The organism is Paenibacillus puerhi (assembly GCF_009846885.1).
Taxonomy (GTDB): Bacteria; Bacillota; Bacilli; order Paenibacillales; family NBRC-103111; genus Paenibacillus_G; species Paenibacillus_G puerhi.
Map to the genome: position 1 here is coordinate 101,227 of NZ_WUWM01000003.1, position 23,179 is coordinate 124,405.

At 51.8% G+C, this 23,179-nt stretch carries 21 protein-coding genes and 1 pseudogene; 6 read left to right on the forward strand and 16 right to left on the reverse strand.

All coding sequences use genetic code 11. From position 1 onward, the window contains the following. Positions 1–261: 261 nt before the first annotated feature. The 8 genes from GSF01_RS03910 to GSF01_RS03945 form a co-directional block, all read right to left on the reverse strand. Positions 262–2,379, reverse strand: coding sequence for an LTA synthase family protein (locus GSF01_RS03910; protein WP_159881716.1), 2,118 nt, complete (start codon positions 2,377–2,379; stop codon positions 262–264). 204 nt (positions 2,380–2,583) lie between these two features. Then, positions 2,584–4,779, reverse strand: a complete 2,196-nt coding sequence (locus GSF01_RS03915) for an alpha-galactosidase (protein ID WP_159881717.1) — start codon at positions 4,777–4,779, stop codon at positions 2,584–2,586. 13 nt (positions 4,780–4,792) lie between these two features. Then, a complete protein-coding gene (locus GSF01_RS03920) occupies positions 4,793–5,617 on the reverse strand; it encodes a carbohydrate ABC transporter permease (RefSeq protein WP_235941261.1) in 825 nt (274 codons plus the stop codon). Next, entirely contained in the window at positions 5,617–6,483 is an 867-nt protein-coding gene (locus tag GSF01_RS03925) for a carbohydrate ABC transporter permease (protein WP_159881718.1), read from the reverse strand. The genes GSF01_RS03920 and GSF01_RS03925 overlap by 1 nt, the downstream gene beginning before the upstream one ends. 64 nt (positions 6,484–6,547) lie before the next feature. Beyond that, the gene (locus GSF01_RS03930; RefSeq protein ID WP_159881719.1) at positions 6,548–7,807 is read right to left on the reverse strand and encodes an ABC transporter substrate-binding protein; all 1,260 of its coding nucleotides are present in this window, start codon (positions 7,805–7,807) and stop codon (positions 6,548–6,550) included. Between the two features lie 228 nt (positions 7,808–8,035). After that, positions 8,036–9,055 carry a LacI family DNA-binding transcriptional regulator gene (locus GSF01_RS03935; protein ID WP_159881720.1) on the reverse strand — a complete coding sequence of 340 codons (1,020 nt, stop codon included), beginning with the start codon at positions 9,053–9,055 and terminating at the stop codon, positions 8,036–8,038. A 336-nt stretch (positions 9,056–9,391) separates the two neighbouring features. Continuing rightward, positions 9,392–9,976, reverse strand: coding sequence for a DUF1273 domain-containing protein (locus tag GSF01_RS03940; RefSeq protein WP_159881721.1), 585 nt, complete (start codon positions 9,974–9,976; stop codon positions 9,392–9,394). Between the two features lie 137 nt (positions 9,977–10,113). Next, on the reverse strand, positions 10,114–10,617 hold the full coding sequence (locus GSF01_RS03945) for a hypothetical protein (protein WP_159881722.1): 504 nt from the start codon (positions 10,615–10,617) through the stop codon (positions 10,114–10,116). 236 nt (positions 10,618–10,853) lie between these two features. Here GSF01_RS03945 and GSF01_RS03950 point away from each other — a divergent pair, with 236 nt between their 5' ends. Next, positions 10,854–11,411: a DJ-1/PfpI family protein gene (locus GSF01_RS03950; RefSeq protein ID WP_159881723.1), complete on the forward strand. Its 558-nt coding sequence runs from the start codon at positions 10,854–10,856 to the stop codon at positions 11,409–11,411. Positions 11,412–11,533: 122 nt separating this feature from the next. Here the strand turns inward: GSF01_RS03950 and GSF01_RS03955 are convergent, their stop codons facing one another. The 4 genes from GSF01_RS03955 to GSF01_RS03970 are packed head-to-tail and all read right to left on the reverse strand — an operon-like array spanning position 11,534 to position 15,003. Further along, positions 11,534–11,929: a divergent PAP2 family protein gene (locus GSF01_RS03955; RefSeq protein ID WP_235941263.1), complete on the reverse strand. Its 396-nt coding sequence runs from the start codon at positions 11,927–11,929 to the stop codon at positions 11,534–11,536. 14 nt (positions 11,930–11,943) lie between these two features. After that, entirely contained in the window at positions 11,944–13,704 is a 1,761-nt protein-coding gene (locus tag GSF01_RS03960; protein ID WP_159881724.1) for a hypothetical protein, read from the reverse strand. After that, positions 13,694–14,050, reverse strand: coding sequence for a DMT family transporter (locus GSF01_RS03965; protein WP_159881725.1), 357 nt, complete (start codon positions 14,048–14,050; stop codon positions 13,694–13,696). Before GSF01_RS03965 ends, GSF01_RS03960 begins: the two co-directional genes overlap by 11 nt. A 26-nt stretch (positions 14,051–14,076) precedes the next feature. After that, positions 14,077–15,003 carry a decaprenyl-phosphate phosphoribosyltransferase gene (locus GSF01_RS03970; protein WP_159881726.1) on the reverse strand — a complete coding sequence of 309 codons (927 nt, stop codon included), beginning with the start codon at positions 15,001–15,003 and terminating at the stop codon, positions 14,077–14,079. A gap of 460 nt (positions 15,004–15,463) precedes the next feature. Between GSF01_RS03970 and GSF01_RS03975 the strand changes: the two genes are divergently transcribed. The 5 genes from GSF01_RS03975 to GSF01_RS03995 all read left to right on the forward strand — a co-directional run bounded on the left by GSF01_RS03975 (position 15,464) and on the right by GSF01_RS03995 (position 20,281). Next, the gene (locus GSF01_RS03975; RefSeq protein WP_159881844.1) at positions 15,464–16,249 is read left to right on the forward strand and encodes a methionine ABC transporter ATP-binding protein; all 786 of its coding nucleotides are present in this window, start codon (positions 15,464–15,466) and stop codon (positions 16,247–16,249) included. After that, positions 16,246–16,914 carry a methionine ABC transporter permease gene (locus tag GSF01_RS03980; RefSeq protein WP_159881727.1) on the forward strand — a complete coding sequence of 223 codons (669 nt, stop codon included), beginning with the start codon at positions 16,246–16,248 and terminating at the stop codon, positions 16,912–16,914. The genes GSF01_RS03975 and GSF01_RS03980 overlap by 4 nt, the downstream gene beginning before the upstream one ends. A gap of 123 nt (positions 16,915–17,037) precedes the next feature. Then, a complete protein-coding gene (locus GSF01_RS03985) occupies positions 17,038–17,898 on the forward strand; it encodes a MetQ/NlpA family ABC transporter substrate-binding protein (RefSeq protein WP_159881728.1) in 861 nt (286 codons plus the stop codon). Between the two features lie 30 nt (positions 17,899–17,928). Next, entirely contained in the window at positions 17,929–19,221 is a 1,293-nt protein-coding gene (locus tag GSF01_RS03990; protein WP_159881729.1) for a homocysteine synthase, read from the forward strand. Between the two features lie 157 nt (positions 19,222–19,378). Continuing rightward, positions 19,379–20,281 carry an HNH endonuclease gene (locus GSF01_RS03995; protein WP_235941265.1) on the forward strand — a complete coding sequence of 301 codons (903 nt, stop codon included), beginning with the start codon at positions 19,379–19,381 and terminating at the stop codon, positions 20,279–20,281. Positions 20,282–20,467: 186 nt separating this feature from the next. On the opposite strand, the gene GSF01_RS04000 is transcribed toward GSF01_RS03995, so the two are convergent. The 4 genes and pseudogenes from GSF01_RS04000 to GSF01_RS04015 all read right to left on the reverse strand — a co-directional run bounded on the left by GSF01_RS04000 (position 20,468) and on the right by GSF01_RS04015 (position 23,051). Then, positions 20,468–21,352 carry a phosphotransferase family protein gene (locus GSF01_RS04000; RefSeq protein ID WP_159881731.1) on the reverse strand — a complete coding sequence of 295 codons (885 nt, stop codon included), beginning with the start codon at positions 21,350–21,352 and terminating at the stop codon, positions 20,468–20,470. Positions 21,353–21,406: 54 nt separating this feature from the next. Beyond that, positions 21,407–21,805 (reverse strand): annotated as a pseudogene (locus GSF01_RS04005) (SUMF1/EgtB/PvdO family nonheme iron enzyme); the annotation flags it as partial. Positions 21,806–22,084: 279 nt separating this feature from the next. Beyond that, positions 22,085–22,507, reverse strand: a complete 423-nt coding sequence (locus GSF01_RS04010; RefSeq protein WP_159881845.1) for a VOC family protein — start codon at positions 22,505–22,507, stop codon at positions 22,085–22,087. Between the two features lie 124 nt (positions 22,508–22,631). Further along, positions 22,632–23,051: a GNAT family N-acetyltransferase gene (locus GSF01_RS04015; protein ID WP_159881733.1), complete on the reverse strand. Its 420-nt coding sequence runs from the start codon at positions 23,049–23,051 to the stop codon at positions 22,632–22,634. Positions 23,052–23,179: the final 128 nt, after the last annotated feature.

Consider the following 23,179-nt stretch of genomic DNA (forward strand, 5'->3'; position numbering starts at 1 on the left):
TTTAGACCGTAATCGCTTTCATAATGATCTTGCAGCTTGCCTTGCCTGAACGATTCTTGCCTTCAGCATAAAAAAATACGGTCGTGGCGGCAATGGAAAAAACCGACCTCCGGTGTTAAGGTTTTTGATCTAGCCGTGTACAGCCTCTCTCGCGGAAGAGAAGAGCCGCTGATATGTGCAAAAAGCCCCCCGAACACTCAAGTTTCGGGAGGCTATTGGCTTTTAATCGGGGAAGCCGCGGAGCGGGCTCTTACATCTTGGCTAGTGTACGACCGTCTCCGCAGCGGCATCGGTCCCTTCCTGATAGGCGTACGTATTCGATCGGACCACAATCTTTTCCTTGGAGTCCTTGACAACGACCTCCACCTTGCACGGAAGCTGCCCCAGCAGCTCCGGCTTCACGATAGCGGTCAGCTGTCCGGCAGCGTTTCTTTCCGTATGCACCGGCTGCCCGTTGATGTGCACGATGCCCAGAGCCGGAAGGTTTCGGCCTTCCACCGTAACTAAACGGTCCGCGCCGGAAGGCTCCAGCTTGACGTGATCGACCTCAAGCCGGCCGGTTCCGATGACATAATTCGGATCCTTGATTGACAGTTGTCGTTCCTTATAAGCATACTGCTTGCCGAACATAATGTCGTATTGCAGCCTCTCGTAGCCTTTCAGTTTTTCCTCGGAAATCCCCATCTGCGCATACATGTTCTTGGGAGGGATGACAGGCGTCGTCTGAGCCAGCTGATTCAAATAATCGGTATAATAGCTTCCTTCCCGCTCTGCCAGCTTCAGTACATACGGTCCGAGGAATGAAGGACTCATGTCCAGCTTATCCTGATGGGCCGGCAAGTAGTTGTTCCACACGAGCAGAGGGACCCGGTACATTTTATTCGTAAAGTCCGGATCGTTCGGCAGCAGGTACCCGCTGTCCCGGTAAGCCTGATAGTCGTCGCCAAGACTTGGCAGATGATCGCCGAAGAAAACGATGATCGTCGGCTCGTCGCTCTTCTCATAATGCGTTACGAGGCTTTTCAGCATATTGTCGGCGCCGGTCAGTCCTTGGGCCAAAGTCTCAAACATCCCCTTGGACTCGCCGGTTACACCGGTCACTTCGATCGTATTCTCTTTAAACTTTCCCGGGTAATAATGATAATGATTTTCCATCGTATTGGCAAAGATAAAGTCAGAGCCTGCCGATGCTTGGCTCGCCTGAATAATCTGCTTGGCTACGCCCCGGTCGGCCAAATACGGCCCCTCGTAATCCGGCTCGAAAAATTCCTGGGAAATATATTTCTGAAACCCGAAATTGTTATATACGCTCTTGCTGTTGTAGAACCAGCTATGAAACGGATTGATGGCTGTCGAGGCATAGCCCTGGCGAGTCAAGATGCTGGCCAGCGAATCGACGCCCTTATCGATATATTGGTTATAAGGCGTAGAGCCCTGCGGCAGAAAACGCATCGAGTTTCCGGTCAGCACCTCGAACTCCACATTAGCCGTCCCCCCGCCATATTGCGGAGACAGCATCGTACCGCTGGAATACTTGGCGGCCAGCTCGTGATAGAACGGCAGCGGGTCGCGGCTGAAGGTCAGCCCCTTCACCTGGGTGGGGTCCCAGAACGACTCGCTCAGCACGACGATAATATTCGGCTTCATATCGCCCGCCTTGGTAACGGCCGGAACGGCGGATGACGCCAAGGCAAGGATCGATTTTTCATCGTAGCCGCCGGGCTCATCGAGGAATAAATACTTGATATTCATAACGGTTGTCAGCAGAAAGCCGTTCGTTCTTACATTTTCCGTCTGATCCCAGGCAATATTTTGCACGTTGACAAGCTTCTTTAGATTAATAGCGCCGTCGTTATAGATAACAACCAGCAGCAGGGCCGACGCCAGCCCCATCGTAATGCGATGCTTCCAGCCCAGGCGGAGCATGATCCGCGGCAGCTTGTAGAGCAGCAGAATACTGATGACGATAAACGCGACGAAGCCCGAGATGATCGTAAAATTGAAAATTCCGCCGAGATATTGCGTCATATCCTGTGTCTCGCTCGTTAGAAGCAGGTCCCAAGGAAGGAACGGAACGCCCAAAATACTAAGCTTAACCCCGCTTACCAGCCCAAAGCCCAGACAGACGCTTGAAACGAGCCAGAACGAGATGCGTACGCTGGCCGTGATGGCCGTCAACAGCAGCAGCAGTCCCAGGACGAGAAGCGCATTCAAACCAAGTACCGGAATCGCGGTAAAGGTCCAGCCGAAGGATTCTCCCCATTGTCCGCGGCTGAGCACCTCTACCAGAAAAACAATCCATACGGCCCACAGCAACAAAGGCAGACGTCTGGCCGTCCTGCGACCATAGTTGAGCAACGCAAGCTGCAATTCTCCCATGTATATTCCCCACAGTTTTCTTTATTAATTTCTTGTAAACACTGCACTAGTATAGCATACTTTAGGCCGGACTTCTTTATCAAGCTTTGTCTTTTTCACGAAGTAAATAATGGGCCGTTTTCTATCGGTTCGCTATGCGAAAACAACAAAAAGGCAGTCCTTCCTCCCATCGTCCACATCGGAGGAGTGACTGCCCTTAAGGTCCTATTCTTCTATCGCGCGAAGTCTAACGCTAAAGCTAATAAAATCGCCGGTTTCCGTCGGCGCATGGAGACCGACATGCATCAGGCGGTCCCCCCGGACAGCCTCGCCGGTCGTCTGTTGCAGGTACGTGTACTCGGGATTCAGGCCTTTCAGCTTCAAGCGGCGTAAAGGGGCATTGGGTTCGGCGAGCACCCGGAAATAGTAGACCACCGCTTCCTTGCGATCCTCTGAGACGAACATCCAAGCGGTCTCATTGCCAAGGAACGGACTCTTCAGCCGGAATAGATCCCCATTCTGCACAAGCGAGCGGATTTCCTTATACTCGGCCACCTGCCGCTTAATCATGTCCTTCTCCTCTTGCGCCAGCTTGGTCAAGTCCAGCTCATAGCCAAAATTACCGGACATGGCTACATCTCCACGCGTGGTGAGCGAGGTGATTCGCCCGACTTGATGATTCGGGACGGCCGAAACATGCGCCCCCATGGAGCTGACTGGGTATACGATACTGGTGCCGTACTGGATTTTTAACCGCTCCACGGCATCTGTATCATCACTCGTCCATGTCTGCGGCATGTAGTAAAGCATGCCGGGGTCGAAACGTCCGCCGCCGCCAGAGCAGCTTTCGAACAGAATATGGGGAAATGCGGCCGTCAGCCGCTCCAGCAGCTCATATAGGCCCAGTATATACCGGTGAGCAATCTCCATCTGGCGATCTGCGGCCAATGCGGCCGAGCCAATTTCGGTCATGTTGCGGTTCATATCCCATTTCACGTAGGCGACCGGCACCTGCTTGAGTATGCTGCTTAAGGCTTCAAAGATATAGTCACGAACGTCTGCCCGCGAGTAGTCCAGGACAAGCTGAGAACGCGCCTCCGTCCGGCGACGTCCCGGCACATGCAGGCACCAATCCGGATGAGTCTGGTATAAAACACTTTCCGGCGACACCATCTCCGGTTCTACCCAAAGGCCGAACTGAAGCCCCAGCCGATTCACGCGTTGCGCCAAATCCTCTAGCCCTCCTGGTAGTTTGGCACGGTCCACGGTCCAATCACCCAGCGAGGTGGTATCGTCATCGCGCTTGCCAAACCAACCGTCATCAAGCACAAACAGTTCAATACCGAGCTCTGAGCCTTCGCTGGCAATGGCTTCGATTTTCTCCGCATCGAAATCAAAGTAGGTCGCCTCCCAGTTGTTCACCAGGATCGGCCGTTCCTTATCCCGGTGCACGCCCCGGCAGAGCCGCTTCCGGTAGAGCCGGTGGTACGTACGCGACATCCCCCCGAGGCCTTCATCCGAATAGACGAGCACCGCCTCCGGCGTCTGGAAGGCTTCCCCGGAAGACAGCTCCCATGCGAAATCAAAGGGATTTAGTCCGATGGACACGCGCGTCGTATCGAATTGATCGACTTCTGCCGCCGCAGCAAAGTTCCCGCTGTACACGAGACTGAAGCCGTATACCTCACCTTGTTCTTCATTCGTTGCAGGGCGAAGCAGCGCCATAAACGGGTTATGCTGGTGGCTGCTGGCCCCCCTTCGGCTCTCGATGCTGATGCAGCCCGGACCCAGCTCACGTCTTTGAATATGACGCTCCCTCGTCCATGCCCCAGACAAGTGCAAGCATTCGTAATCCGAATCGGCAAAATCAACACTTGCGCTGAGTCCTCGCAGCAGCTTTAACGGCTGTCCCCCTTCATTTATAAACCGGACGGAGCGTGCAATCGCATTAAACTGCTCAAATATCGTATAGCTGAGCACAGCCTTCAAACCGCTATAGGGATCTGCCAGTTCCAGCTCGAGCGTTTGAGCTTCTTTGTCAGACTCGACGTAAACAGCTGGAAGCCCCTCCAGAGGAGGCTTTCCCGCAGTGATCCGATGGCCGCTATACTTTAATTCCGTGATTCTGCTCCCGTCCGCAAGCTGAACATGATACGCCGGATTGCGAAAGTCGCTTGTCCCATACTGAGGATATTCCTGCGGCAACGTATCAAGCGAGATACTCCGGTCCTCGGCTACCGGATTGGGGGAAAACGAGCAGCGCTCGACTCGCATCAGGAGGTTACTCAGGTTTCCCCGCTCATCCAGCCGCTTTCCCCAATAGGCATGGGCCGGATAGCCTTTAACCAACTGAATCATATAACTCATATCCTGCGACTGCAGGTGAAAAAGCTGTTCTTGCTCGTTGTAAAAAATAGCCATGATCGTTCTCTCCTTAAGATTTCAATGCGCCTCGAAGGACGCCGCTAATGATCCAACGCTGCGCGATCAGATACACCAACACCATGGGGCTTAGCGCCATGAGATAAGAAGCAAAGGCGTAATTGTATTGAACGCTGAATTGGGATTGGAAAATATATTGCGCAAGCGGAAGTGTCGCCATTGTCGGTTTGCTTAAAATAATGAACGGCAGCAGAAAGTCGTTCCACGCCCAGATGCAGGTCAAGATGCCTACCGTAGCGTTGATCGGGCTAAGCAAAGGGAATATGACCCGCCAAAAGGTGCTCCACACCGAGGCGCCGTCCATCATTGCGGCTTCCTCAAGCTCGGCGGGAATGCTCTTCAAATAACCGACATACAGGAACATGTTGAATGAAATGCCGTACACCACGTACAGGACAATCAACCCAAACTGATTGTTCATCCCGAGTGCGGACATTTCTTTGACTAACGGAAGCATGATAATGGGAAATGGAACAAACAGCGCGCTGACAAAATAGTAGTAGAGCGACCTGAACAGCCGTTTATCCATGTTCCTTGCCACCGCATACGCAACCATTGAGTTCGTCAGCAGCGTGAAGATGAGCGAGCAGATGGTAATGACGGCGCTATTTCGAAACACATGGAAAAAGTTAGTCATCCGGATAGCTTCGGAAAAGTTACTCCACTGCCAGACGCGAGGCAGGGCGAATACGGATTCAGCGAGCTCCTGCGGGCTTTTCACGGCTATCATAACCGTTAAATAAAGCGGTAGAATAACAACTATAGAGCCCAGAGCGATCAATAGCGTAACGAGCCAATTCGTTTGTTCACGCTTCACTACAAGCTCGTCTCCCTTCTTTGCAACACCTTAAGCTGAAATACCGAGATCAACACGATGATGATAAAATAAATGACCGAGTTGGCCGACTGATAGGCGAAAGACCCGCCTTGAAAGCCATCGGAATAGATGAGAAAAGAGATCGACATGGTCGCTTTAGCTGGACCGCCGCCGGTCATGGCTACAATTTGATCGAACACCATTAGAAAGTTCTTCATCGCCAGCACCATGTTGATGGTGAAAAATGGGGCGATCATAGGAAACGTTATATGCCAGAATTCCTTCCATTTATTAGCTCCATCAAGACTTGATGCTTCATACAGGTCTGCCGGTATAGTTTGCAGTCCCGCTAAATACAAGATGATGTTAAAGGCTGTCGCCTGCCAAACCGTGACAAGCACGATCCCGATCCACGCGGTTTCCACACGTCCCAATATATTGAAAGCCAGGCTGTCTGCTCCTAAATTCTTCATCAGATCCGGGATGATATTCGAAAAGAAGTAGTTAAAAATAAAGGCAATGATCAGCATGCTCAAAATATTCGGCAAAAAGTATATGGCTCGAAACGCGTTCTTTAGCTTGATCCTTGCATGTAAACCCATGGCCACCAACAGGCTGATCGCATTCACGATGATCGTAGTAAGTATGGCAAATCGAAAAGTAAACCAGTAGGCGCCGTACACTTCCGCATCCTTAATGACATTCAAATAATTTTTGAAGCCTACAAATTTATAGCTTGGAGCTAAGCCGTTCCAATTTGTAAAGCTATAAAAGATACCCATTATGACGGGGAGTGTATGGAAGGAGAAAAACAGCACCGTGGCAGGAATCACCATAAGGTAAAAAGCCGTCATTTTTTTGTTCACTGGAAGACTCCCTTTATGAGAGAAGGGAATGAACTGGAGGCTTTCATTCCCGTCTTCTCCATCTTTATTTTCTGCTTTGCGCCTTATCCCAATCATTATCCATACTCTTCAGTACGGATGGAATGTCCTTCTTGGCCACCAGTTCCTGTAACAGCTGATCCAGCTTCAGGTTGCTTGGAATATAGTGATCGATGAAGTCGGCTACTTGCCCTTTTTCAAAGTATGGCGCTAAATCTGCAACCGACGGATCGTCTTGCGTCACTCCTTTAATGGCTGAGAACGTGTTGACACCCTTCGCATATTCCTTTGCTTGTTCAGGCTCCAGCAGGAAATCAATGAATTTCTTCGCTTCTTCCGGATATTTGGTCTTCGCAGAAATCGAGAGCAACTGGTCTACGCCGGAGACGAGCATATTTTTGCCGGGGTCGTTAGTCGCAGGGTAAGGGAAAACGCCCAGCTCTATGTTCGGGTTTGCCTTTTTGATTTCGGCAATTGCCCAAACGCCTTGGGCATACATGACCGATTCACCCTTCGCGAATGCCACATTGCCGTCATTATAGCCCTTCTCGAACAGATCCTTCTGGCCGAAGGATATTAGCTGGAGCAGCTTCTCGGATGCTTCCTTATAGTTGCTGCTGTAGGTGACCTGGCCGTCTCTATGCTTCTTATAAAAATCATCGCCCTGGGTGCTCGCAGCCAACGCGTTATACGCAGGCAGCGTAGTCCATGCATCTTTAAACGTAAAATAAAATGGCAGCTTACCCGCATCTTGAATTTTCTTGTTAAGCGCTATGAATTCGTCCCAGGTCGCCGGAACCGTCAGGTTTAGCTCCTTAAACAGCGTTTTGTTATAGATCACGCCGTTCGCGTTAACACCGTAAGGAATCGCATACGTCTTGTCCGTCTCCGCAATATCCTGAAGCGTCTTTATATACGCTGGCGGTATGTTAGCAAGCTGAGGCGCGTTCGTCAGATCCATCAGGACGCCGGACTGAACCAGGACGGCATAGACGTTGTCGCCGCCGTTGGCGATAATATCCGGCACCTCGCCTGCCGCAACCTTCGTTTTCAGAGCAGTGGAAGCATCCGGCGGGTTGTCTTGAATAATCTTTATATTCGGATTTTTCTGCTCGAACTTGGCGATCAGCTGATCGAACGTGTTTCGAGCTTCCGGCTTGTACTGAAGAAACTGCAGCTCTACGTTTCCTTTTGCCGCTGCCCCCGCCTTGTCCGTCACTTGCTTATCATTGCCGTTTGTGCTGCAACCGCTCAGCATGGAGATCGCTAACAACGATGCCGCCGTAAATTGATAGACATTTTTCAAGATACCTATCCCCTTTAAGGTTTTTAATTGAAACTCATCTTGGTTTGTCTTACAATAAGAAGTGAATTGTTTTTTCTTGTGCCCCTCTGGCCTATTGGCCGGGGGCTTTTTTTTCTCTCTTGTCCGCTGCCGGCAAAGCTTTGCCTTCCCTAACGCCTTTTCCTACCGTGTTACTATCTCTGATCATGTCTCACCCCCTTTACAGAGTTTCTTGGGCAAACAAATCTCTTATCGCGAGCTTTGGCGAACGATCAATTCCGTTTCAATGACGGATTGCACCGCCGTTTCCCTGCCCTCCAGACGTTCCATCAGCAGCTGGACGGCTGTTCGGCCGATTTGCTCGGGAAACACGCGGACGGTCGAGAGAGGCGGGTTAACGAAGGAGGCTACCTCGATATCGTCGAAGCCCACGATGGCCATCTCCTCCGGCACCTTGACGTTGCTTTCGATAAGGGCGCGTACAGCGCCGATCGCCATGGGATCGCTCCCGATAAAGCAAGCCGTCGGTCTTTCTGATTGAGACAGCAGCTCCTTCATTTTCAAATATCCATTCACCGTTCCCCAATCCTCGGTAAAAATCCAGTCAGGGTTATAAAGTCCCTTTGTTTGTAGCAATTGCTCAAAATGCACCTGCCTGGCTTCGGCTATCACTTGCTGCCTCGTTGGGGAGCCCAGTTTATAAAGGTATTCGCGCCCCGAGATCATGCCAATCCGCTCATGACCTCCAGCGATCAAATGATCTAACACATCCTCCATCGCCTGTCTAAAGTGGATGCGCACGGTGTCATATCCCCTTGTCTCCAGCTGGTGATTAACTAACACGATAGCTTTTCGGTTGGGATAAATGTTAGACACTTCTTCGATATCAACGGACCCAATGATAATAAGTCCGTCCATGTGCTGAAAGGTATGACTTTCCACATCGGTACCTCTAATCGTCTTTCCAATAGGAATACCAAGCTCTTCACAGCGCTGCTCAATACTCAAGCGAACCTTGGAGAAATAGGGGTCTTCATTTTCTGTGTCGGGCGAAGTCAGGAACAGAAGGCCGATTTGCTTGCTAGCCAGCTCGGTTTCATATTTAACCCGCTTGGTACGGTTCGGTTTATATTCAAGCATTTCTGCGATTTGAAAGATGCGTTCTCTCGTTTCTGCACTGACCGATAGGCTTGGGTCGTTATTCAATACCCGGGAGACGGTAGCCGAGGAAACATTTGCATGCTTAGCGATTTCTTTGATGGTTGCCACAACCTCAACACCTTTAGTTAATATTTTTACTAATATATTTTAGATTATAACAAGGTCATTTTATAGATGCAAGCCCTTTCATCTTATTTTTTGGATGAATACACATAATCGCTTGTACGACATAGACATTTTCAAAGGAAACCTATGCATTCAGATACCTGTAAAAGAATGAATGTCTGATTTCTTTAGTAAATATTTTACTAAAACTGCACAAGCTCGTATCGCGAATAACGTGTGAAATCAACAAAAAAATGGCTTTGATGTGACTGGTTCACCTCCTTCTGACCATAGAGAAAGGTGATAGCCCAGAACATCAAGCCATTTTATGTGACGAACTCAGGATTCCGGCTCCTGCTCATAGCTGTGCTCCTGATCCATAGCTGCTTCTTCCACGACCATCTGAAGGTCATACATATTCATACAATGTAAATAGTAATCGCTTTGGATCGCCTTTGCTTGCGCTAATTGCTTCATATACCTTGGGGAGCTGTCTGGATGCGCCTCTTCGTCAAAGAGCAGCAACATCCCGTCCGAATTGCGGATCAGAAATGTATTTAACTGGGTAAACTGCCATGGCCCCCTGTATACTTCTTTAGATGCCGAATCTACAAAGTCGGCTTGTTTAATAATTCGATTGAAGTATTCCTGCTTCTCTTCGTTCCATTTTTCTTGTATCGATAGAAAGGGAGTAATGACAGCCAGCTTAACGTCCGGATAATCACTCTTAAGCTTTAAAACCACTTCCCCGGCCCATAATTCTACTCCCCATTGTCCCGTGATAATAACCCACTCCAGCCCTTCCTCTATCAAAGGGATTAGCTTCTTCTCAATTGCCTTTTGGATATAGGTTACGGCTATGTTCTTATTAGAAAAAATACCAATTTCACTTGCCTTATATCCCGAAATGATAAGTCTTTTCATAGCCCACTTACCTGCCTTACTATCTTTTTACACCATACTTAATTAATATACCTTATCCGAACAACAAAAACCACGAACTTAGGCCCTCCTGATTCCACTGGAAACCAGAAGGGCCCGCCGAAGAAATGCCTTCGTCCTTACATCGACTTCTTACGCCCGATCATCAGAAATGCTCCGGCCGCGATCAGCACGATCGCTACGATCGGACCGCCGGACGAAAGCCGGCTCAGGATCGACCCGAGCGTGAAGACGGCGAAGAAGATGATCGACAGCGCGCCCAGGATGTTGATCGGAATCAATAATCCTCTTTGGCGCCCGCCGAACCAGTACAGCTCGAAAAGCCCTATCGCTACCGCCAGTATGAATCCCGGCCACATGAACGCCCAAGCGTCAAACAAGGTCGCGATCTGACACACGACACCCGCTGTGAAAAGGATCCCTCCCGGAACCAGCAGCCCGACTCCTCTTCTTCTTGTCACCGAGAAATACATCCAGTGAAAGAATAGCCCGAGCGGTATGAGGAACATGCTGGGCCAATAGTACTCGAACAGCGTACCGACTCCGAACGTCTCCCCTCGGGTCAAGAACATGCTCGCTCCCAGTAAAACCAATGCGGCTCCCGCCAATACCTGTTTATTCATCCATAATCTCTCCTATGTAAGGTTACTCACTGGCTTCACTTTACCACAGGGTCCGAGCCACTGTCCCCCTTCTCCGGTAAAGATTCGATGCTGGACTTTGGTCCAGTTCCCCGCAGCCCCCATTTTCCCCTTGATTTCGACAAATTCTGTCAATTTTCACCCGTTTACAAGACCAGTCGCCAGCGGGGATAATGAAGACAAGCCCTTTACACTTAAAGCGAGGAGCGTGAGTATCGATGTCCAAGAAAGTTTTGCTGCTTACTGGCGACGCCGCAGAGGTACTTGAGGTGTATTATCCTTATTATCGGCTGCTGGAGGAAGGCTATGAAGCCGTCATTGCCGCCCCCGCCAAAAAAGTGCTGCATACCGTCGTACACGACTTCATCGATGGCTGGGAGACCTACACCGAGAAGCCGGCCCATCTCCTGCAGGCCCATGTGGCTTTTGCCGACGTCGATCCATCCGAGTATGACGGCCTGATTATTCCGGGCGGAAGAGCGCCCGAGTATATCCGCTCGGATGCGAATGTGCCGCGTATTCTCCGTCATTTCCTGGAGGCGGACAAGCCGGTGGGCGCCATCTGCCACGCCGCTCAGGTATTCGCTTCGCTGAAGGATACCAGCTTCTTTGAAGGCCGCACGCTGACTGCCTACACCGCTTGTCGTCTAGACGTGGAGCAGCTTGGCGCCACCTACGCAACAAATCCTCTGCATGTCGACGGCAAGCTGGTTTCGGGCCACGCCTGGCCGGACCTTCCGGGTTTCATGCGTGAGTTTCTGAAGCTGCTGCGCTGAGCAACATCCGGCAGCCATTCTTCTAGCAAATCAAAAGCTCGCTCCCCGATCCGCCTGCAAGCGGACAGAGGAGCGAGCTTTCTTGTTAGCAGCCTCCACACGGAAGGGAGTCTCTCCTGTCCCTACCAGCCGGTCAGGCTAAGCCCGTATCCAAGCAAGCCTCCTAGCGCAAGTCCCCCGATGACTTCAAGCGCCGAGTGGCCCATGCTCACGCGCAGCTTTCGACCCTCGGGCCTCAAGCCATTCAGCGCTTCCGCATGGCGGCCGACATGCCGCCTTAGACCGGTCGCATCGATGATGACGATGAAGACCACGGCCACGCCGAGTCCGAACGCGGCGCTATCGAACCCTTCGCCAAACCCGATCAGCGCGGCTGTCGTCGCTACGATCGTTGTATGCGTGCTTGGGAAGCCCCCGTTGCCGATGCGCTCCCTAGCGTTGCCATACCGCAGATGATTGATCGCGAATTTGAGCGATCCGGCTACCAGCCAGCCGATGAGCGGCGCTAAAGCATACACAAGCCATCCTCCTTCTATTCCATACTCTCCGTGCAGTACGATCCTATCGTATAATAAAAGCGCTGCGGCTGTCCGCACAGCTCCTCCCGCGACACCAGTTCGTAAGGAATGCCATACGTTTGGAGCCTGTACTCAATGGAGGAAATCCCCTCGGTGAGCACCCGCAGCGGAGCTTCCTCCGCGGCCTGAAGGCTCTCATATTGCTCGTGAATCATGAGGCTCTTGAACATTTGACGGGCTGCGCTGATGCCTCCTGCGCCCGTCGCATTGACCAGGGCTACCAGCAGAAGGGCCCAAGCCCCTATCCGAAGCAAGCGACGCATTGACAAGGCTGCCGTCACGACGAGTACAAGCGGCAGCAGCCAGAGCTGGGGCACATATCGGGCCCACCAGCACTCGGGATTGATGAATACGGTCGCCAGCAGCGCGGCCGCTATCCATGCGCCGGCTGCCGTCCGGCGCGGGTCCAGCGCCAGCATAAGCGCGCCAAGCCCCATCGAGCCAATAAACAACCATAGCGTCAACGGCCCGAAGCCCCCTGTGCGGGTGTCCACCTCCATCTTCAGGAACGCCCCAAGTCCCGGCTTCCATATCGAAGCCCGCCTCGACTCCCAGGGGGTAATCGGGTCTTCCGTCTTGGCCGTATAAGACAGAATGAATTTCTCTAAACGGTTCTTCCCGATGAAGTCGGCGGGGGAATTAAGGGTCATAATATCGAGCTTTCCCGGCCCTGCGAGGGGATAAAGCGGATGCCCATGACTGATCCAATTCGTTAGGTAAGGATTGTACCCGAACACAGCAACTGCCGCGATACCCACAGCTCCAAGGAAAAGGAGCGGCGCCTTAAGACGGCTGTCCGGACTCCAAAGCTGCTTCCACCGCTTCTGCCCGCCGGATGACCTTTCTGGGCGTTTCAGCTCGAGCAATGCCAGGTACCCGAGGAAAAACAGACAGATAAGTCCGGCATAAGCAATAACCGTAAACTTGATATTGATCAGCAACACGATGCATACTGACGAGCTCGCCAGCGCCCTGCGATCAGCCTGCAGGGCGTAATAGCCAAGCGAGGCCAGGAGCGTCAGCAGCAAGCTGCCGATCAATCCGTCATTGTAGTGAGTGAACAATTGGATCAGGGTCACCGGATTGCAGGCAGCCGCGGCTGCCACCAGCCAAGCAATCGCCGGAAGTCCTCTCAGCGAGAGGGCTGCTCCGTCTGTCGCTTGATTCCTCCGCCCTTCCATCCGCTCGAGCAGGCGGCATAGAAAAGCAAACGCAGACAGAAAGGATGCGCAGATGGCGATCAGATTGAGCGACTTCCCCGTATCCGTCATCCCCGATAATAGCCCGGCGGACGCCCCTGTCAGCCAAGCGGCCTTCGGATAATGCATGACCCAGAGCGAATCGTCAAATCGAGGCTCGTACAACGGGTTCCAGCCGTGCTGCAGACTCCAGATCGCCAGTTGATGGTAACCCTGGCCATCGAAGGAGGAATCATATACCCAGCCATTCAGAAGGACGGACGCCACTGTAAGACAAAGGGCCAACAGGGCCGGGAGCAACGGACGCCATCCGGCTCTATGCGTCATCCACGCAACAACAGCCCCGAAGATAAGAAGGATGAGCAAGGCCAGAGGCCAGGGGCCTATAGGCAGCCGCAGAGCCAGCAGAAGCAGCATGGAGGAATAAGCGGCGCCCTGCAGGCCCAGCAGAAAAAACGACGTGTTCAGCGCAAAGGCCGCTCGCCGGGAAAGCCCCGAGTGCAGACTATTTGGCAAGGACAATCACCCCCGCCACGATAAGCATCATACCGCCTACCTTGGGGAGGGTGACGGCTTCCTTGAATAACAGCACGGAGACGACAAACACGAGGACATAGCCTGCAGCCACCATGGGGTAAGCCTGGGACAGCGGCAGACGGGACAATGCGAATATCCATGCTACAGCCGATAAGCCGTAACAGGCCAAGCCCCCGAGTATGTAGGGCTGTGTAAACATCATGATGAGCTTGCCCAGCAAGCCTTCGGCGTCGGCGACGGAGATTTTTGTCGTCCCCAGCTTCATCAGCACCTGCCCGGCCGCGCCAAGGACGACAGACATGACCACGTACAAATAAGCATGCATTCTGTATTCAACCCCGCTCTCTCTTGTCAGTTCCACACGCCAAGTATAATAATGACAGCTGCCCCGAACAGCACGACGGTCGTCAATATTCCTTTATCCTCAAACAGCAGCGCATCCGGCTTCCCCCCCTTGCCCAGAACATGAATCAGATATAAATATCTGAAAATGCCATAGAGCACGAATGGAATCGTCCACATCAAATAAACCGTCCGTCCGGACATAAAGGTAAAAAGCGAATAGCACATGATGCAAAGCGTCGTCACGATGCCTGACATCTGATTCAATAACGGCTCCGAATAATGCTCGAGCACTTGACGATGCGAAGCCTTGCTGCTCTCCAGCAGAAGCAGCTCATGCCTGCGTTTGCCGATTGCAAGGAACAGGGACAACAGGAACACGCACAGGAGAAACCACGGGGTAAAGCTTACCCCGATCACCAGACCGCCGCCAATCGCCCGGATAACAAAGCCGGAAGCGATAATCATCAGATCAAGAATGACGACATGCTTAAGCTTGAGCGAATACGCGATATTCAGGACGCCGTACAGCGAGAGTACAAGCCCGAATAGCACTTGCTGGATAAAAGCCGCACTGAGCGACAGGATCAGCAGGAAAACTCCGAACGCGAGCGCCGTCTGCGGATTCAATCTTCCGGAGGCCATCGGCCTCTTGCGCTTCTCCGGATGATGCCGGTCAGCCTCCCGGTCCATATAATCGTTAAAAATATATACGCAGCCGGATACAAGGCAAAATAAAATAAAAGCTTGCACATTGGCCTGCAGACTCCATAGCTGGACGCGGTCAACGGAAAATATGAGTGCGCTGAAAACCAGCAAATTTTTACTCCACTGCTTCGGTCTTAGCTGAAGAAAAAGCAGCTTCATCGTTTCCATAGTCGAAGGGACTGCAGACTCTCTCTGTTTGGCCTGCACAGAAGATGGACGGGAGGACATAAGCTCGGGCACGCTCCTTTAAGCAAGCCGGCTTCCTATTCCGGCCGGGTAAGGCACAGAAAAAAAGCCAAGCCGTAATCGTAATGCGTTGGATGTTACTCATGGCCATGATTCTTAATAACGGGAAATACTGGAAAAAGGTTGCGGATTTCTTACAAGTTACTGTTTAAACTGGTTGTTTTAGTAAAACATTTCGGTATAACTATACCATTAGCTGTAAAAAGCTGACCATGTTCTGCATGTTATGTTTTTGTAAACGACGTTTTGATTTTGCTTATTGACAGAGTGCCTAGCTTCAACTTAAAATATATTAAACACATGGGAAATATCGGATTAAATTCCAAGCTTCCTATCGGTTGACCAGTTCTCTGGAAACCAAGCTGTGCGTGTTCCTGTCCGGGACATCTGCGGCTTGGTTCTTTTTTTCTCCGTACCCTACTTCAGTAAAGCGGGTGAAGGCATGATCGCGGTCTCTAATCTTACGAAAACTTTCCGAACGGGCCATCAAACGACGACCGTACTGGATCGCATCCATCTCCAGGTGAACCAAGGAGACATCTTCGGCATCATCGGCTTCAGCGGGGCCGGCAAATCCACCCTCATCCGCTGCCTCAACCGGCTGGAGGAGCCGGACTCCGGGCGCATCGAGATCGGCGGCAGCGTTATAACGGATCTGAACGAACGGGAGCTTCGCCTCGCCCGGCGGAAGATCGGCATGATTTTTCAGCAGTTCAACCTGCTGGATGCCAAGACTGTTTTCCAGAATATCGCGTTTCCTCTGGAGGTCGCGGGTCATTCCAAGGCCTTCGTCCGGGAGCGCGTCCGGGACATTCTCGATCTCGTGAAGCTGAGCGACAAGGAAGACAGCTATCCTTCGCAGCTGAGCGGGGGACAAAAGCAGCGGGTAGGGATTGCCCGGGCGCTTGCCAATGAGCCGGATGTGCTGCTCAGCGACGAAGCGACGTCCGCTCTCGATCCGCAAACCACGTATGCCATTCTTGAGCTCCTGAAGGACATCAACCGGCAGCTGAATCTGACCATTGTGCTGATCACCCATGAGCTTGATGTCCTGCAGCACATATGCCGCCATATGGCGGTATTGGAGAATGGACGGATCGTCGAGACCGGTACGGTCGACAAATTCTTCCTGCAGCCTGAGAGCGATACCGCCCGGCGATTCGTCAGCATCGTCGACCGTTACCGGCAAAAGCGTCAGGTGCTGGAGGGAGCGGGGGCCGGCATATGAGAGACGACCTTCCCGAATTGCTGAGAGAAGGGCTGATCGAGACGCTGTATATGGTGTTCTGGTCCTCCCTCTTCGCTCTCGTGCTCGGCATAGCGCTCGGTATACTGCTGGTTGTGACGGACAGGGGACATATTTGGGAGGCTCCCTTTCTGCACAAGACCGTCGGAACACTGATCAACTGCGTACGATCGCTGCCGTTTATTATTTTGATCGTGCTGCTGCTGCCCTTATCCCGCCTGATCGTCGGAACGACGCTTGGGCCGACAGCGGCTATCGTTTCCCTGTCCATCGGAGCGGCTCCGTTCCTTGGCCGGGTGATCGAGAACTCCTTGAAGGAGGTCAGCCATGGCAAAATTGAAGCGGCTTTGTCCATCGGGGCTTCCCCGTGGACGATCATCTTCCGCGTGCTCATCCCCGAAGCGCTGCCGGCGTTAATCCGCGGCATCACGATCGCGATCATCGCCATTACGGAATTTACGGCGGTAGCCGGCGCGATCGGCGCCGGAGGACTCGGCAGCCTCGCTATCCGCTTCGGCTACCAGCGTTTTCGAGTGGATGTCCTGTTCGCCACCGTCATCCTCATCATTGCACTGGTTGCGCTGATTCAATGGTCGGGCGATTCGATCGCCAGAGCGATCCGGCGCAAACGATTCAAGCCGGAGTAAGAGCACCGTTCGCCGGTCCGTCGTCAGTCGGCATTGTCGGCTGTCGGCTGTCGGCACCTTGCCGGTTAGCCGGTGTATAACCAAGCTTCAAGCTATACCTAACTTATATTCGGGAGTGTTGTCATGATGAGAAAACGTTCAGCAAGCACCTTATTGTCCGCCCTGGTTTTGTTCGCCGCACTCGCTTCGGCGTGCGGCACAGCACCTGCCTCCGGCTCAGGCGGTGAGCAGGCCTCTGCGCCCACGTCCGGCGAAGCGAAGAAGGAGACGACCCTGAAGATCGGAGCTGCGGCAGTCCCGCACGCCGAGATTCTGAACCAGGTGAAGCCCAAGCTGAAGGAGCAAGGCGTGAATCTGGAGATCGTCGTCTTCGATGACGAGGGGCAGCTTAATCCGGCGCTCAAGGACAAGAAGATCGACGCCAACTATTTTCAGCACGTCCCCTATCTGGATTCGGTCAAGAAGGAGAAAGGCTACGACTTCGCCGTTACCACCAAGGTCCACGTCGAGCCGATCGGGTTCTATTCGAGCAAGGTGAAGTCCAAGGATGAGCTCAAGGACGGCGCCAGCATTGGGATTCCGAACAATCCGTCCAACGAGTATCGGGCGCTGGTGCTGCTTGAGCAGCAAGGGCTGATCAAGCTCAAGAGCGGTCTGACGACCTATGAGGCGACTCCCAAGGATATCGTGGAGAATCCGAAAAACCTGAAGTTCGTCGAAGCCGATTCCGCTACACTCCCGAGAGCCCTGCCCGATCTGGACGGCGCTATCATCAATACGAATCTGGTGCTGGAGGCGAAGCTGGATCCGAAGAGCGCCTTGTTCCGCGAGGATGCCAATTCACCGTACGCGAACGTCATCGTCGTACGCAAGGGAGAAGAAAGCCGCGATGAAGTCAAAAAGCTGGACGCCGCCTTGAAGACGGCCGAAGTGAAGAAATTTATTACGGACAAATACGGAGTGGCCGTCGTACCGGCATTTTAATGATTAACCAAACCTGAGGAGGAACTGAAGATGAGCGAAGAAAGAGCCTATGAGTTGGATACGCTGGCTGTCCACGGAGGACAGCAGATCGACCCGACGACCCAGTCGCGGGCTGTGCCGATCTATCAAACGACTTCCTACGGCTTCCGCGATACCGAGCATGCCGCCAGCCTGTTCGCGCTGAAGGAATTCGGCAACATCTATACGCGAGTGAACAATCCGACCAGCGACGTGCTGGAGCAGCGGGTTGCCGCACTGGAAGGCGGGGTAGGCGCGCTATCCGTCGCTTCCGGGCAAGCGGCTATCACCTATTCGATATTGAACATCGCCTCGGCCGGCGATGAGATTGTGTCCTCAGCGAGCCTGTACGGAGGAACCTATAATCTGTTTGCGCAATCGCTGCCGAAGCTGGGCATCAAGGTTATCTTCGTCGACCCGTCCGACCCGGAGAATTTCCGGAGAGTACTGACGGATAAAACTAAGGCTATTTTTGGTGAAACCATCGGCAATCCCAGGGGCGATGTCCTGGATATCGAGGCGGTCGCCGCCATCGCCCACGGTCATGGCATTCCACTTATCGTCGACAATACGTTCCCCAGCCCCTATCTGCTGCGTCCGATCGAGCATGGGGCGGATATCGTCGTTCACTCGGCGACCAAATTCATCGGCGGTCACGGCACTACGATCGGCGGGATCATCGTGGACGGAGGCAAGTTCGATTGGGCGGCGAGCGGCAAGTTTAGCGGACTGACCGAAGCCGACCCGAGCTATAACGGGATCGTGTATACGGAAGCGTTCGGCCCTGCCGCCTATATCATCAAAGCCCGCGTGCAGCTGCTGCGGGATCTCGGCTCGGCGCTCTCCCCCTTCAATTCGTTCCTGCTCTTGCAGGGACTCGAAACGCTGCATCTGCGGCTGGAGCGGCACAGCTCCAACGCCTTGGCGATTGCCCGTTTCCTGGAGCAGCACGAGGCAGTCGAATCCGTCGGTTACCCCGGCCTGGAGAGCCACCCCTCCTACGCGCTGGCTCAGAAATACTTGCCGGACGGACAGGGCGCAATCCTGACCTTCGAGATCAAGGGAGGGCTAGACGCCGGTAAAAAGCTGATTCACAGCGTCAAGCTATTCTCCCATTTGGCCAATGTCGGCGATTCCAAGTCGCTGATCATCCACCCGGCTAGCACGACGCATGCCCAGCTGAAGGAAGAGGAGCAGCTGGCGGCAGGCGTTACGCCGGGCCTGATCCGGCTGTCGATCGGCACCGAATCGCTGCGGGACATCCGCTATGATCTGGAGCAGGCGATTGCCGCCAGCCAGGCTTAATATTCAATGTTGTCAGCTTCACCAGCGAGCAGCCGGCCTGATTCAAGGTCGGCTGCTCGCTATTTTTTTCATTTGTTGCCTATCAGGCTGGCCGATGTTGGGATGTAAGCCGTTTTGTTGTACAATAGAGATATACCTAGCGAGAGGAAACGATGAGGTGGACCACTTCGAGCAAGAGCTGCATAGCGACAACCAGGAACAATTGACCGAGGGGGCTGCCCCTGCCTATAAGTCATGCGCTCAGTGCCATGAGGACAAGCCTCTTACCGAGTTTCTACGCCGCAGTGGAAGACGCGGAGGAAAGTCGGCACGCCGCGGTACATGCCGGGCATGCCGGAAGCTGAGGAAGCAGGAGAGCCTGCTGACTGAAGAAACGCTTGATTACGCGGAGTCTGAAGCGCCGGATGTCTATCCCGTGGATATGCCGGAGGTCTCGATCCCGACCGGCGAGTCTACGGAAGACCGCCCCAAGAAGCGCAGGCGTCGCAGAAGACGCAAGAAACCAGTCGTTCTTCCTGTTCTGTCTAACGAAGAAGCGGATGATGAAGCCCCGCCGCCGCCGCCCAAAATACGCATCAAGCGGCCTTTGCCGCTTCCGCCCCCTAGACCGAAGGGGCCGGACGCTTCTGTTCTTCGGCCTAACCGTGACGGAATTCTGTGGATGCGCGGCCGTACCGACAAGGGACGGCGCTGGCAGCAGGAGACCGATCTGGAGACAGCGGTCAACCTGGTTACCGAGCATGCGGCCATCGTCGTCAACAAGCATACTGTAAGACGTATTTACAGCAACAAAACGTTTCGTCTGTTTATTTTGACCCGGGACCGGTATACCTGTCACTTCTGCGGAGAGTATGGCGATACGATCGATCATATCGTTCCGAGGGCTAAGGGTGGGCATACGACACCTGTGAATTGCGTGTGCGCGTGCAATGAATGCAACCAGATGAAAGCCGACCAGAACTGGGAGGATTTTATCGACTCCGATCCTATCCTCTTGGAGGAGCCGCTTGCTCTCTATGAACAAGACCAACTTCCACGCGGCGAATCGGATGAAGTCTAACCCGCTCTTCCGGCGCACCCGCACGGACAGCAGCAACACCCGGCATTCATTTGGCAGCGCAACGCCATCCACAAGCGTATAAAAAAGGTGATCATTCTACTGGTCGTACAGGAGAATGATCACCACAAGAGGTATGGAAATCCCGCTATCTCCCCGTACTTAGAGACTGTCCTCATTTTCATCGAATTAGTACATCAAAGAAACTTCTTGCAATTCTCTATGATGATCGATAAATTGCTTCAATCGAGTTACGGTATCCTTGTGCTTGGGAATCGGCGCTATGCGGCTCAGCCATATCCATCTAAGACATGCCATCATCTCAAAATTATAGATTTCTTTAGCATCTAAAGGAATTCGATTCGTATAAGTCTTAACAAACGCTTCATAACATCTCGGGCCGCTGTACAGCAGGATCAGGAAGCTAGCCCAAGCAAAATCATAACGACTATCCCCTAATTGGGCATTCGTCCAATCAATGACTGTGAATTTTCCTTCATACTCCAAAATATTCCCCAGATTAAAGTCTCCGTGGATGAAACGGTCTGTCCGGATTTCGATATCGCCAACAATATTATGCAGCACTGCCGCTATGTCCGTATGGGCTGATAATTCAGGAAAAAAGTAATTCACGAAGTCATCGAATTGGGGCACGAGCCCTTTAAGTAAACGAACATCAGCACTATGAATGCTAGCCAGTAAATGAGCAACAGTCTGCGCGCTGCCGGCCTCAAGATCAAAAGGCAAGGGCTTGCCGTCATAACTGGTAAGAAGGACAAACTCCCCCTTCGAATTGCGCCCCCATGCATATGGCTTGGACACGGAATGCCCCATCTCACGAAGCTTCTCTAACAAATGATACTGCTTCGCTACATCGGGGGGATTTCTTTTATTCCAAAGCTTCAGTGCGAATCCGATATCCAGCTTCGTCGACCAAACCTTGTATACCGTCGCCTCCATTCCCGCATCGATTGCTGCGATCTCCAGATCATGCGTGTTCAACAGCCTGTCAACTTCGCTGGATTTGTACTGCCAATTCATCGTAGTAAGTCCCATTGTCAAGGTATCCTTCATCCTTTACCGTTCAATCTTATGGCGTGCTGTTCCTTTATGAAGTCTGGTTCCCGCTTACTCGCCGCGAATTAAGCGGAAGCCCTGATCGGGCCCAAAGCCGCTCGCGTCGAATTTGCCCCGGAAAGATAATTCGTTGTTGCTGACGTCGCCGATCCAGCCGCCGCCCTTCACAACCCGGAAAAAGCCAGCACCGCTATCCTGGCCTTCGTACCAGTCCCAGCACCATTCCCTTACATTGCCTGACATATCGTATAATCCTAGCTCGTTAGGTTTCTTGATCCCGACAGATTTAGTTTTATTATGGTTACTTTCTATTTTAGGCCAATTCCAGTCTCCTGTTAAGTACTGATCTCCAGCATTTTTCCAATACCATGCTATGTCATCGGCATTATTGCTTCCGCTGTATGTGTAGCTCGCGCTCATCTGGCCTCCGCCGGCCGCATATTCCCACTGTGTCAACCTCGCCATCCAGTAAAGCAGGCGAATGAAAACGTTTACCATATAAATTAAAGATTATACTGCAATTAATTTAGGATAAGTTGGAAATTTGCCTATCCGAATTAGTCGGGTCGGCTGTGATATTCAGGTGTTCTATACCACCTATAAAAGTCATGCTGAGAGGATAGCAAAATGAGTTTTTGCATGCGAAAAAGCACCGAGCGGCTTAGCCCCGATGCTTGTATGCTATGTTATAGGATGTCAGGTCCTTCTAGAACCCACTTTCAAACATGATTAATCTTTGATTTCCCACTGTGGATTCCAAACAATTTCCCACAAATGCCCATCCGGATCTTGAAAGTAGCCTGAATACCCTCCCCAAAAAGTATCGTGTCCCGGAACTGTTATAGATGCCCCTGCTATCCGTGCTTGCTCCATAACCCGATCAACTTCTTCTTTGCTGCTCACATTGTGGCCTAAAGTAAACTCAGTGGGACTTGGCAAGGTTTTATTGAGTTTTGTATCATAAGCTATACTTTCCCGAGGCCAGATCGCGAGTCTTAAACCTTCCTGCAAGTCAAAAAAGGCAACAGCTCCATGTTCAAATTCAGTACCTACAATTCCTTCTGTCTGTAAACCCAACCCATCTCTATAAAATTGAAGAGCTCTCTCCAAATCATCTACACCTAAAGTAATAACAGTAACCCTTGCTTTCATAAAAATCACATCCCTTAGCTTGTTTCTAAACAAATCTCATACTTTCCTTGCCCGTACTTTGGACTGACCGAGTAAGCCCCGATACATGAATGCTATGTAATTAGACGTCAGTGTCCTTTTCGAGTTACTTAACGACATTATTTAAGTTCTTTATTAGTATTAATTCCATGGGTTCATTCTCAAGTAATAAACATCCGGCATCCCTATAACCAAGTTTTCTATAAAAATGTTGAGCCTCTTCATTTGAAAGGGTTGAGGTCATAACAAGCTCAAATCCCTTTAATTTCATCAATTTTTCCCAATAAAGAACGACTTGTTTCCCAATCCCTGCCCCTCTATATCTCTCATCGATCCATATCATATTCATAAATGGCGTATTGTCCCAGAAGAAGCCATATCTCATCCAACCTATTTCCTTACCGGATTCCCGAATAATAAATATTTCATTTGCATTAATTTTCGATTGGATAAGTGCCTTATTTATATGTTTATCTCTTGTTAAAATGAATTCATAATCTGATTCAATCGCAAAATCAATCTTCAATGTTGATCCCCCAATATAATCCTCTTCACTAATATCTTCTTTGCTAAAAATTTGCGCTGACTCCTATAACGCTCTTGAATTCACGACGTCCCACCACCTTAAGTGACCGCAGTGATATCTGATTGATC